Consider the following 11,743-nt stretch of genomic DNA (forward strand, 5'->3'; position numbering starts at 1 on the left):
TACTTGCGGCCCTGGTTCTTGACGGCCTCGATCGAGGCCGCGGCGGCCACCGGGTCGAGGTAGGTGCCGCCGGGCTTCAGAGGCTGGAAGTCCTCGTCGAGCTCGTAGACGAGGGGGATGCCCGTGGGGATGTTGAGGGCGGCGATCTCGTCGTCGCTGATGCCGTCGAGGTGCTTCACGAGCGCGCGCAGCGAGTTGCCGTGCGCGGTCACGAGGACCGTCTTGCCGGCCCGGAGGTCGTCCTTGATCTCGCTCTCCCAGTACGGCATGAGGCGCTCGAGGACGTCCTTGAGGCACTCGGTCCGCGGGATGTCGTCGCCGAGGTCCGCGTAGCGGGGGTCGCCTGCCTGCGAGAACTCCGAGTCGTCCGCGAGGGCGGGCGGCGGGGTGTCGTAGGAGCGGCGCCACGTCATGAACTGGTCCTCGCCGAACTCGGCGAGGGTCTGGGCCTTGTCCTTGCCCTGCAGCGCGCCGTAGTGGCGCTCGTTGAGCCGCCAGCTGCGCTTGACGTCGATCCAGCCGCGGTCCGCCGCGTCGAGGGCGATATTCGCGGTGTTGATCGCGCGCTTGAGCCGCGAGGTGTGCAGGATGTCCGGGAGGTAGCCCTCCTCGACCAGCAGCTCGCCGCCGCGCTGGGCCTCCTTGCGGCCCTGGTCGTTGAGGTCCACGTCCACCCAGCCGGTGAACAGGTTCTTGGCGTTCCACTCGCTGTGCCCATGGCGCAGGAGGATGAGCGTGTAGGTCATGGGGACCATGCTATCGGCCGCGCGGGCCCGGCCCGTCCTCCATGACGCCGCCCGGCCTCACCGCCTCCCAGGCGACCGTGAGCTCGCCGAGCCGCCACCTCGAGGGGCCGTGCAGCACGGGCCAGCCCGCTGCCTTCGCGGCCCGGCACGTCGCGATCCAGCGCTGCCGGGTGCCGAAGGGCGCGAGCGGGGCGGCGGCCAGCCACGCGGCGTCGAGCGCGGAGAGGAACGCGTGCACGCGCTCCCCGGGGACGTTGCGGTGGATGAGCGCCTTCGGCAGGCGCTCCGCGATGTCGGACGGGCGCTCGAACGCGCCGAACCGCACGGCGAGGGACAGCGTGAGCGGCCCCCCGGCGTCGAGCGCGACCCATGCCGCGCGGCGGCCGATCTCGTCGCACGTCCCCTCGACGAAGAGGCCGTGCGGGGCAAGGCGCGAGCACACGAGCTCCCAGATGGCCGCCACGTCCGCCTCCTCGTACTGGCGCAGGACGTTGAACGCGCGCACGAGCGCGGGCGGCTCGGCGACGGGCAGCTCGAAGCCGCCGAGCCGGAAGTCGAGGCCCTCGCGCTCGAGCGGCTTCGCGGCCTCGACCCGGCCGGGCTCGATCTCGACCCCCGTGAGCCGTACATCCGGCCGGAAGGCCCGCAGCCGCGTGAAGAGTTCGACGGCGGTGGTCGGCGAGGCGCCGTAGCCGAGGTCGACGGCGAGCGGCGCGGGCGCCAGGGCGCGGATCCGCCGCGCGTGGGTGCCGGTGATCCAGCGGTCGACGCGGCGCATGCGGTTCGGGTTGGTGGTCCCCCTCGTGACGTTGCCGACGACGCCGCGGTGCCCCGGGCGGACGGGGCTCGCCTTCTGCACCACGGGCGGCCGCCTAGGGGCGGGGGGAGACGGCTGCGGGCACGGTGCGGGCGGTCACCGGGAGGCGACCGCGGGGCGGACGTCCGCGAGGTAGACGCCGGCCGCGGTGACGGCGGCGATGTTGAACAGCCCGTAGCCGCCGAAGCTCAGGAGCAGCCCACTGCCAGGGACAAGGAGGCCCAGGAGGGTGACGAGGCTCGCCCCGCCCGTGAGGCCGAGCCAGAAGCCCTTGGTCCGCTTGCTGTTGGCCTCGAAGGCCGGACCCTTGCGGACCATGCAGTCCACGAAGGCCCACACGGAGATGGCCGCACAGATGAACCCCGTCACGAAGAACGTGGCGATCTGGATGTAGGAGATCAGGATTGCGCCTTCCACCCCCCCAGCCTACCGTCCGCCGTCGAGGGCCTGGCGGAGGTCGTCCCACAGGTCGTCGACGTTCTCGATCCCCACGCTCAGCCGCACAAGCCCCTCGGGCACCGTGAGCGGCTCGGCGAGGTGCCGGCGCCGCCGCTCGATCGTGGACTCGACGCCGCCGAGCGAGGTCGCCGGGAGCCACAGCGCCAGGCGCGCAACGAACGCGTCCGCGGCCTCGGCGTCGTCGAGCTCGATGCTCACGACCGAGCCGAAGCCGGTGAACTGCTTGGCCGCGCGCTCGTGGCCTGGGTCCGAGGGCAGGCCGGGGTAACGCACGCGCGCGACGGCGGGGTGCTCCTCGAGCCGTCGGGCCAGCTCGGCGGCGCTCGCCTGCGAGCGTTCGACGCGCAGCGCGAGGGTCCGCAGGCCGCGCAGCCCGAGCCACGCCTCGACTGGGCCGGCGATCGCCCCGTGGAGCGTGCGGTGGACGTGCATCCGTGTGCGGAGCTGCTCGGTCGCGGCGATGGCCACGCCAAGGAGCACGTCCGAATGCCCCGCGAGGTACTTGGTGGCCGAGTGCACGACGACGTCCGCGCCCACGCCGAGCGGCCGCTGCCCGAGCGGGGTGCTGAAGGTGTTGTCGACGACGACGAGCACGCCGCGCGCGCGGGCCGCCTCGACGAGGGCGGGCAGGTCCGCGACCTCCATCATGGGGTTGGTGGGGCTCTCGACCCAGAGGAGGTCCGCGCCGTCGAGCGCCGCGACGGTCTGCTCTGTGTCCGCTATGTCCACCTCGATGAGCCGCAGCTCGCCGCGCTCGGCCTTGCTCTGGGCGAGCCCGAGTGTCCCGGAGTAGGAATGCCGCGGGACGACGAGGACCCCGCCCACCGGCACGAGGGACATCGCCGCGGCGACCGCGCCCATGCCCGAGCTGAAGAGGAGCGCGGGGAGCGCCGAGCCCTCGAGCTGGCCCACGGCCGCCTCGAACGGCTCCCACGTCGGGTTCGAGAAGCGGCCGTAGCCGCGGGCGCCCCCGCCGATGCCGCCGAGGCCCATGAAGGTCGAGGACAGGACGATCTCCGGGTTCACCGGCGCGTCGGGGCCGCGTTCCGGCCGGCCCGCGGCGACCGTGAGAGTCTCCGGGCTAAGCTGCGCGAGGGCGTCGGCGTCGAGGTGGGGATACGCATAGTCTCGGTCAGCGGTCATACGCCCAATCTATGGCACGGACGGGGCTCGCCCCCGTCCGGCATCGGTCGGCGGCCGGAGCGCGGCCCGGCCGGCATGGACCGACGGCTGTCCACAGGTGGGCCCGCGCACGGCGGGCGTCCAGCTTCCCCCGGTACCCTTGAATGGTGACTCCCTCGCACGCTTCCGTGCCCTCCCGCGGCCCGGCCCAGGCTCAGGCCCCCGGGCTCTTCGTCGCGTTCGAGGGCGGCGACGGCGCGGGGAAGTCCACCCAGGCGCGGCTCCTGGCCGAGTCCTTGCGCGCGGCCGGGCACGAGGTGCTGCTCACGCGCGAGCCGGGCGGGACGGAGATCGGTGAGAAGCTGCGCGCCCTCGTCCTCGAGCACGGGCACGGCGAGATCGACCCACGCACCGAGGCCCTCATCTTCGCCGCGGCGCGGGCCGCCCACGTCGCCCAGGCGATCGGCCCCGCCCTCGCGCGCGGCGCCGTCGTCATCACCGACCGCTACATCGGTTCCTCGGTCGTGTACCAGGGCGTCGGGAGGGCCCTCGGGGAGGACGCCGTCCGCGCGCTCAACGAGTGGGCAACCGACGGCCTGTGGCCCGACCTGACGGTGCTGCTCGACGTCGACGAGGCCGAGGGCCGGGCGCGGCGCACCGCCGGCGAGGCGGCCGAGGACCGTCTCGAGTCCGAGCCGGATGCGTTCCACCGGCAGGTGCGCTCGGCGTTCCTCCAACTCGCCGCCGCGCGCCCGGACGCCTCCCTCGTCCTCGACGCAGGCCGCGCGCCGGATGACCTGGCCGGCGAGATCGTCTCGGAGGTCGAAGCGCGGCTCCGGGCGCGGCGCGCGGCGAGCGCGGGCACGGCGGCTCGCCCGGCCGAGGACACAGCCGCCGGGGACCCTGCCGCCGGGAAGCGGGCCCACGCATGAGCGTGTGGGCCGACCTGCGCGGCCAGGCGCACGTCGTCGAGCAGCTGCGCCGTGCTGCCGCGGGCGAGGGCCTGACCCACGCGTGGCTCTTCACGGGGCCTCCCGGTTCCGGGCGCTCGACGGCGGCGAAGGCCTTCGCGGCGGCGCTCAACTGCGAGGTGGACGACGTCCTGGCCCGCGGCTGCGGCGTGTGCGAGGGCTGCCGCGAGGTGCTCGGCGAGACCCACCCCGACGTCGTCTTCGTGCGCACCGAGAAGGTCACGATCACGATCGACGAGGCCCGCGAGATGGTGGCCAAGGCCGGCGACCGGCCGCAGGCGGGCCGCTGGCGGATCATCGTCGTCGAGGACGCGGACCGCATGGCCGAGCGCACGACCAACGTGCTGCTCAAGGCCATCGAGGAGCCGACGCCGCGCACGGTCTGGATGCTGTGCGCTCCCTCCCCCGCGGACGTGCTGGTCACGATCCGCTCGCGCTGTCGCCCCGTGGGGCTCCGCCTCCCGCCCGTGGAGGACGTCGCCGCGCTGCTCGTCGAGCGCGACGGCGCCGACCCGCACCTCGCGCTCGAGGCCGCCCGCGCGGCACAGAGCCACATCGGGATCGCGCGCCGGCTCGTGCAGGACGCTGCGGCCCGGGAGCGGCGGAGCGAGACGGTCCGCCTGCCCCTGAGCCTCAAGACCGTCTCCCAGGCGGTGGCGCTCGCCGAGCAGCTGACGAGGATCGCCACGGACGAGGCCACGTCGTCGAACGAGGAGCGCGGCGCCGCCGAGCGGGCGCGGCTCCTCGCCACGCTCGGCATCCGGGAGGGCGACAAGCTGCCGCCGTCGCTGCGCGCCCAGGTCCGCCAGCTCGAGGAGGACCAGAAGCGCCGCGCGAAGCGCAGCGTGACGGACTCGCTCGACCGCACGCTCACCGACCTGCTCTCGTTCTACCGCGATGTCCTCGTCATCCAGCTCGGCAACGGCGTCGAGCTCGTCAACTCAGGGCTCGCGGCGGAGGTGGCCGAGTTCGCCGCCGGCTCGACGCCCGAGAAGACCCTGGCCCGCATGGACGCCATCAACCTGACCCGCCAACGCATCACCACCACGAACGTCGCCCCGCTGCTCGCGGTCGAGGCGATGGCCGTGGGCCTGATCTGAGGAGAGACACCCGTGACGTTCCCCGCCCCGCTCGCCGCCCGGGCCCGCGCCGCCGTCCTCGTGCTGGTCGCGGCCGCCCTCGCGCTCACGGGCTGCGTCCCGGTCAGCGCAGGCTCCGGCCAGCCGTCGACGGACCCCGCCGCGACCGAGGGCGCCCCCGCCGGCCTCGGCCGGTTCTACACGCAGAGCGTGGACTGGGCGCCGTGCGAGGACAACTACGAGTGCGCCACCGTGACCGTGCCTGTGGACTACGACGCCCCGGACGGGGAGACGATCGACCTCGCGCTGATCCGGCTCACGGGCCGCCACGCGACGTCGAGCCTCGTGGTCAACCCCGGCGGGCCCGGCGCCTCCGGCGTGGACATGGTCAAGGACTCGGTGCAGTCGATGTTCACCGAGGACCTGCTCAACGCCTACTCGGTGATCGGCTTCGACCCGCGGGGAGTCAAGCGCTCGGCCCCCGTGACGTGCCTCGACGACGCCGGCCGGGACCGCATGCGCCAGATGACCGTCGACACGGCCACGGATCCCGGGCTCGAGGCGGCGTTCGCGCTCCAGCGCGAGACCATCGACGCGTGCACGGCGAACACCGGCCCGGTGCTGGCCCACACCGACACGGAGAGTTCGGCCAGGGACCTCGACATCATCCGCGCCGCGGCGACCCGGCAGTCCCAGCTGAACTACCTGGGGTACTCCTACGGGACCTTCCTCGGCTCGACCTACGCGGGCCTGTTCCCCGACCGCGTGGGCCGCATGGTGTTCGACGGCGCCATGGACCCCTCGCTCGACAACCACGCGATCACGCGCGGACAGGCCCGCGCCTTCGAGGCCGCGATCCGCAGCTACGTGCGCGCGTGCCTCGGGCAGAACGGCTGCCCGCTCACGGGCACCGAGGACGACGCCGTCGCCCAGATCCGGGCGCTCCTCGACCGGGTCAAGGCGAGCCCGCTGCCCACGACCGACGGTCGGACCTTGAACTCGATCGACTTCGTCAACGGGTTCATCCTGCCCCTCTACAACGACCGGAACTGGCCGGCCCTGAACCAGGCGCTCTCGGGCGCGTTCCGCGGCGACGGCTCGGGCATGCTGCGCCTCGCCGACCTCTCGGCGGACCGGAACCCGAACGGGACGTACAGCTCGAACGGCACGAACGCGTTCATGGCCTATAACTGCCTCGACTACCAGGTCAATGCGGACCCCGCCTCGATGCGCGCCGAGGCCGCCGAGCTCATTCAGGACTCCCCCACGCTCGGCGAGTTTTTTGCGTACGGGCCCGTGAACTGCCGCGACTGGCCCGCCAAGCCCGTCCGGACTCCTGCCCCTGCGGAGTACTCGGGCAAGAGCCCGATCCTCGTCGTGGGCACGACCGGCGACCCGGCGACGCCCGTCGAGTGGGCCGGGGCCCTGCGCGGCCAGCTTGGCAACGCCGCGCTCCTGACCTGGACCGGCGAGGGCCACACGGCCTACGGCCGCGGCTCGCAGTGCGTGGACGACGCCGTCGACGCCTACCTCGTGGACGGCCGGGCCCCGGCGGACGGCGCGCGCTGCTGACCTCATGGGATCGGTGCGTCCATTCAAGCACGGCTACACCAACCACACCGTTGGAGACGGAGCCGTCGTGAAGAAGACCTACGAGGGGCCCGACGCCGAGTTCAGGCTTGATCGCGAGTACAGGCTGCTGAACCGGCTCGAGGGACAGTTGCCTGTGCCGCCGCTGCGCGGAGTGGATGATGGGACCCTCACGCTCGGCTTCGTGACAGGCGTTCCTGGCCAGGAACTACTCGACGACGGTCACGCTGCGGCGGTATTGGAGACGTGCGGAGGGTTGCTGCGCCGCATCCATGCGATCGACCCCAGCGTGCTGTCCTCGGATGCATCAACGGCGGACAAGGTGCTGGTGCACGGTGATTTCGGCCCCCAGAATGTGCTGCTCGATCCCGATACTTTCCAGGTCACCGCCGTCGTCGATTGGGAGTTTGCCCATCTCGGGGACCCCGTCGAGGATCTGGCTTGGTGCGAGTGGATCGTACGGATGCACCATCCGGGGCACCAGGAGGCACTCGGCCATTTCTTCCGCGCGTACGGCGGAGACGTACCGCCCTGGCTGGTCCGCCAAGGGGCCATGCTGACCAGATGCGAGTCCTTATGGCAGTTCTGCAACCGCTGGGAGCCGAACGGTCCAGGCGCGAAGCAGTGGCGGGAGCGTGCTGCCGCGACAGCCAGCTGGCAGGAGTAGACCTGCACCATCTGGCTACGCCAGGAGGGAGAGACGCCCTAAGCCGCCCCGCGGGGCCAGAGGAGCCCCGGCAGGTCGGCGATCGAGGGCACGACGGCGGTCGCCCCCGCCGCGGCCAGCTCGCCGCGGGACTGGGCTCCAGTGAGGACGCCGACGGCGGCGCCCACGCCCGAGCGCAGGCCGGAGGCGATGTCCGCGGCCGTGTCGCCGACGACGAGGACGTCGCGGACGTCGTCGACGTCGAGCGCGAGCACCGCCGTGAGGACCATGTCCGGGTAGGGCCGGCCGCGCCCTGCGTCCTCGGAGCACAGGGACAGGTCGGCGAGCCCCATCCAGCCGAGGGCCTCCAGGATGCTGTTCTGGGTGTGGCGGCCGAAGCCCGTCGCGAGGCACACGCGGACGCCGTTGCCGCGCAGCTCGTGCACGGTCTCCTCCGCCCCGGGCACGGGCCGGACCGCGCCTTGGGCGATCATCGCGTCGTACGCGGCAGCGAAGGCGCGCGTCGCCGCCCGGGCGGCGTCGGCGTCGCCCGCGAACACCCCGGCGAACAGCTCGGAGCGGTCCAGGCCCGCGCTCCGGCGCGACCGGGCGAGGGCCGCGTCGAGCCGGGCGCCGGCGACCCCACACGAGGCGAGGGCGTGCTCGACGGCCCGCTCGGCCGCGCCGCCGTCCATCACGGTCGTCCCGTTCATGTCCAGCACGGCGAGGCGCGGGGCGAGCGGTCCGGCGGCCGGCGGGTACAGGGTCACAGTCGTCCTCGATCCTCTTGGTGGCCCCCGTGGACGGGGGTCATCCGAGGATCGCAGCACGTCCCGTCGCGGCGCTGAACGCGCCGCGTACGCGGGGTGAACTCGCCCGGTCCGAGACCGCCGTCGTCCTGCGCACGGTCCGGCACCGCCCGTTTTGACCGCGGGTGCTGGGCTCGTCTAGAGTAGTCACTCGGTGGATCCGCCCCGGCGGTTGCTCCGGTTGCCTCCTTAGCTCAGCCGGTAGAGCGTCTCACTCGTAATGAGAAGGTCAGCGGTTCGATCCCGCTAGGAGGCTCGAGAGCCAGAGAACCCCTTCCCTCGGGAAGGGGTTCTCTGCATTTCCGGCACGCCCGCAGCCCGCATCGCCAGTCACTCCTGTCACAGTTCCGCTCCCGACGGCACGAAAGTAACGTAGGCCACACGGCCTGCCCCGGGCCGATGCAGACCGGCCCAGGAGGAGTCCCATGGCGGAGACCGCCACCGTCGAGCAGCAGCCGCGCGAGCATGCCCTCGCGGCCCTCGAGGCCGCCGAGGGGCTCGAGCGCTCGGGGCCGGAGTGGGAGGCCTTCCGCCGCCGCTTCGATGAGCACTTCGCGGACCTCGCCCGGCTCTTCGAGCAGCTCTACGGCGGGCGCGGCGACTGGCTCGAGCACTTGGGGGCCCTCGTCGTCGAGTGCGCGGCCTCGTGGCAGCGCCGGCCCGCGGAGCTCAAGGAGCTCGACGCGCGCCGGGACGCGAGCCCGGCCTGGTTCCAGGCCCGCGAGATGCTCGGGGGCGTGTGCTACGTGGACCGCTATGCGGGAAGCCTCGCGGGCCTCCGGGAGCACATCCCCTACTTCAAGGAGCTCGGGCTCACCTACCTGCACCTCATGCCGCTCTTCCTCGCCCCGGAGCCGAACTCGGACGGCGGCTACGCCGTCTCGAGCTACCGGGAGGTCAACCCCCGGCTGGGGTCCATGGAGGAGCTCCGGGACGTCGCCGCCGAGCTGCGCGCGCACGGCATCAGCCTCGTCGCGGACTTCATCTTCAACCACACCTCGAACGAGCACGAGTGGGCCCGGCGCGCGGCCGCAGGGGACCGGGAGTACTCGGACTACTACTGGATCTTCCCCGACCGGGCCATGCCGGACGCCTACGAGAGCACCGTCCGCGAGATCTTCCCCGACGACCACCCCGGCTCCTTCGTGCCCCTTCCGGGCGGGCGCTGGGTATGGGCCACGTTCCACACCTTCCAGTGGGACCTCAACTACTCCAACCCCGCCGTGTTCCGGGCCATGGCCGGCGAGATGCTGTTCCTCGCCAACCAGGGTGTCGACATCCTGCGGATGGATGCGGTCGCCTTCATCTGGAAGCGTCTCGGCACGAGCTGCGAGAGCCTGCCTGAGGCGCACTGGCTGCTGCGCGCATTCAACGCCGTCTGCCGGCTCGCGGCACCCTCGCTCCTGTTCAAGTCCGAGGCGATCGTGCACCCCGACGAGGTCGTGACGTACATCGACCCGGCCGAATGCCAGATCTCCTACAACCCGCTCGAGATGGCCCTCACGTGGGAGGCCCTCGCGACCCGGGACGCGTCGCTGCTCTCCCAGGCGCTCGAGCGGCGGCACAACCTCCCCGAGGGCACCTCGTGGGTCAACTACGTGCGCAGCCACGACGACATCGGCTGGACGTTCGCGGACGAGGACGCCGCAGAGCTCGGCATCAACGGCTTCGACCACCGCCGCTTCCTCAACCGCTTCTACGTCAATCGCTACCCCGGGAGCTTCGCCCGCGGCGTGCCCTTCCAGGACAACCCCCGCACGGGAGACTGCCGCATCTCCGGCACGACGGCGTCGCTGTGCGGCCTCGAGGACGGCACCGAGGAGGCCATCCGCCGGATCCTGCTCGCCCACTCGATCGCGATCAGCACGGGAGGCATCCCGCTCATCTACCTCGGCGACGAGGTGGGCCAGCTCAACGACTACCGCTACGCGGAGGAGCCCGGCCACGAGGCGGACAGCCGCTGGGTCCACCGGCCGCATTACCCCGCCCAGCGCTACGCGCGACGCGACGATCCCTGGAGCCATGAGGGCAGGATCTACGCGGACCTGAAGAAGATGCTCGCCGTCCGGGCCAGGACCCCGGAGTTCGGGGGCAACCGGCTCGTCGACTTCTTCCCCGGGAACCGGCACGTGCTCGCCTACCAGCGCCCGGGAGAATCTGGCGCCGTGCTCGTCCTCGCGAACTTCTCCGACAGCCCCCAGCACATCGCCCCGCTGAGGCTCTCGGGCTTCGACCCGGACGCCGAGGATCTCTTCACGGGGCTGGTCGTGCCCCTCGGCGACGGCATCACGCTGCCCGCGCAGGAGTTCACCTGGCTCCGGGTCCGGCGCGGGGCATAGGGCGGCCGCGGCGCGTGGCGCCGCGGCCGGGAGTGGATCACGCAGTGCTCAGTGCGAGGGCATCACGCGGTGGTGCCGTGCGTCCATGGCCGGCTTGATCGCGGCGGCCGTCACGCCTGCGGCGACAAGACCGGCGATCCAGGACGTCCACGACGCGCCCATCTGGGACGTGTACATGCCCATCCAGGGGGACACGAACAGCAGGACGCCGACCGCTGCCTGCGCGTACTCGAGCCAAGGCGTGCCCGGCATGGCCAGGTTGAGCACACCCGTGACGATCAGCAGGACGCCGAAGACGAGCATGAGGGTCGTCGACGAAGCCGACTGGACCGTCCACATCACCGAGAGCGCTGTGTAGAGGCCCGCCGCGATGGCGACGTAGTCTTCCCAACGCATCCACTTCTTCATAGGTGCCTCCCATCTCTCACGTCCCCCGGCCTCCCGGGGGAGCCGGTCAGTGGTGGGTCGGTGCACAGGGCGCCGGCGCCTGAAGCCGCTGGCCGACTCCAGTACACGCCCGGCTGGCATCGGTGTAAAGGCCCCGTGGCCTAGCGACGCCTCTGTGACGGCGACCGCAGCGGCTTTTGGTGGGGGGCGTGCGCAGGGCTCACATCGGCGGATCAGGCACGGCGGTACTCCCCGACCTGCTTCCCCCGGCATGCAGCACGAGCACGGGAACCTCCGCGTGCTCCGCGCAGGCCCGGCTCACGGAGCCGAGGAGCATCCCCATGAAGCCGCCGAGGCCGCGCGAGCCGACGATGAGCAGGCGCGCCCCGCGGCTCTCCCCGATGAGGGTCGGGGCGGGACGTCCATGCACGAGACGGACTTCGAGGTCCTCCGGCCGCTCGTCGCCGTAGGCCTCGGACAGCGCACTCTCGAGGACCGTGCGGGCGTCCTCCTCGGGGTTCCACTCGATCCCCGCGGCGTCGATGAACCCGGCATTGGGAACGTGCCACGCGGCGACAGCGATGATCGGCCCACCGAGGATCGGCACGAGGCGTGCTGCCCAGCGGAGGGCATCGACGGAAAGAGGCGAGCCGTCCACGCCCACGACGATCCCGCGCCCGCCCCCGGCCTTTTCCTCGGCCATACTTTGACGGTAGGCCTCCCGGCGGCGGACGGCTAGGGCCTTGGGACTCGCGTCCGCGCCACCGGGCCACCGTCG

At 72.4% G+C, this 11,743-nt stretch carries 12 protein-coding genes and 1 tRNA gene; 6 read left to right on the plus strand and 7 right to left on the minus strand.

What is annotated here, in order from left to right; genetic code table 11:
• The 4 genes from BV907_RS08440 to BV907_RS08455 form a co-directional block, all read right to left on the minus strand.
• The coding region (locus BV907_RS08440) for a phosphoglyceromutase (RefSeq protein WP_077489409.1) at window positions 1-746 on the minus strand (746 nt) is incomplete at its 3' end.
• A 10-nt stretch (window positions 747-756) separates the two neighbouring features.
• Window positions 757-1,608 (minus strand): class I SAM-dependent methyltransferase, encoded by an 852-nt coding sequence (locus tag BV907_RS08445; protein WP_139346675.1) that lies wholly within the window; start codon window positions 1,606-1,608, stop codon window positions 757-759.
• Between the two features lie 51 nt (window positions 1,609-1,659).
• Complete coding sequence (locus BV907_RS08450) at window positions 1,660-1,980, minus strand: DUF2516 family protein (RefSeq protein ID WP_077489293.1); 321 nt, start codon at window positions 1,978-1,980, stop codon at window positions 1,660-1,662.
• Between the two features lie 9 nt (window positions 1,981-1,989).
• The gene (locus BV907_RS08455; RefSeq protein ID WP_077489294.1) at window positions 1,990-3,165 is read right to left on the minus strand and encodes a trans-sulfuration enzyme family protein; all 1,176 of its coding nucleotides are present in this window, start codon (window positions 3,163-3,165) and stop codon (window positions 1,990-1,992) included.
• 143 nt (window positions 3,166-3,308) lie between these two features.
• On the opposite strand from BV907_RS08455, the gene tmk reads away from it, so the two are divergent.
• From tmk to BV907_RS08475, 4 genes are read left to right on the plus strand one after another with little or no spacing between them, the layout of a single operon-like run.
• On the plus strand, window positions 3,309-4,076 hold the full coding sequence (tmk, locus tag BV907_RS08460) for a dTMP kinase (RefSeq protein ID WP_077489295.1): 768 nt from the start codon (window positions 3,309-3,311) through the stop codon (window positions 4,074-4,076).
• On the plus strand, window positions 4,073-5,215 hold the full coding sequence (locus BV907_RS08465) for a DNA polymerase III subunit delta' (protein ID WP_077489296.1): 1,143 nt from the start codon (window positions 4,073-4,075) through the stop codon (window positions 5,213-5,215). The genes tmk and BV907_RS08465 overlap by 4 nt, the downstream gene beginning before the upstream one ends.
• A 12-nt stretch (window positions 5,216-5,227) precedes the next feature.
• Entirely contained in the window at window positions 5,228-6,766 is a 1,539-nt protein-coding gene (locus BV907_RS08470) for an alpha/beta hydrolase (protein WP_077489297.1), read from the plus strand.
• A 4-nt stretch (window positions 6,767-6,770) separates the two neighbouring features.
• Window positions 6,771-7,451 carry a phosphotransferase family protein gene (locus tag BV907_RS08475; protein WP_077489298.1) on the plus strand — a complete coding sequence of 227 codons (681 nt, stop codon included), beginning with the start codon at window positions 6,771-6,773 and terminating at the stop codon, window positions 7,449-7,451.
• Window positions 7,452-7,489: 38 nt separating this feature from the next.
• On the opposite strand, the gene BV907_RS08480 is transcribed toward BV907_RS08475, so the two are convergent.
• Window positions 7,490-8,200 carry an HAD-IA family hydrolase gene (locus tag BV907_RS08480; RefSeq protein WP_245827865.1) on the minus strand — a complete coding sequence of 237 codons (711 nt, stop codon included), beginning with the start codon at window positions 8,198-8,200 and terminating at the stop codon, window positions 7,490-7,492.
• 222 nt (window positions 8,201-8,422) lie between these two features.
• On the opposite strand from BV907_RS08480, the gene BV907_RS08485 reads away from it, so the two are divergent.
• Together BV907_RS08485 and BV907_RS08490 are read left to right on the plus strand one after the other, a co-directional pair.
• Window positions 8,423-8,495: transfer RNA gene (locus BV907_RS08485), tRNA-Thr, on the plus strand.
• A 169-nt stretch (window positions 8,496-8,664) separates the two neighbouring features.
• Window positions 8,665-10,578: an amylosucrase gene (locus BV907_RS08490; protein WP_077489299.1), complete on the plus strand. Its 1,914-nt coding sequence runs from the start codon at window positions 8,665-8,667 to the stop codon at window positions 10,576-10,578.
• A 48-nt stretch (window positions 10,579-10,626) separates the two neighbouring features.
• Here BV907_RS08490 and BV907_RS08495 read toward each other — a convergent pair whose 3' ends face one another.
• Window positions 10,627-10,974, minus strand: a complete 348-nt coding sequence (locus tag BV907_RS08495) for an SPW repeat domain-containing protein (RefSeq protein ID WP_342745537.1) — start codon at window positions 10,972-10,974, stop codon at window positions 10,627-10,629.
• Between the two features lie 211 nt (window positions 10,975-11,185).
• Window positions 11,186-11,668, minus strand: a complete 483-nt coding sequence (locus BV907_RS08500) for a universal stress protein (protein WP_077489301.1) — start codon at window positions 11,666-11,668, stop codon at window positions 11,186-11,188.
• Window positions 11,669-11,743 lie beyond the last annotated feature (75 nt).

Source organism: Sinomonas mesophila (genome assembly GCF_001999765.1).
Classification (GTDB): domain Bacteria; phylum Actinomycetota; class Actinomycetes; order Actinomycetales; family Micrococcaceae; genus Sinomonas; species Sinomonas mesophila.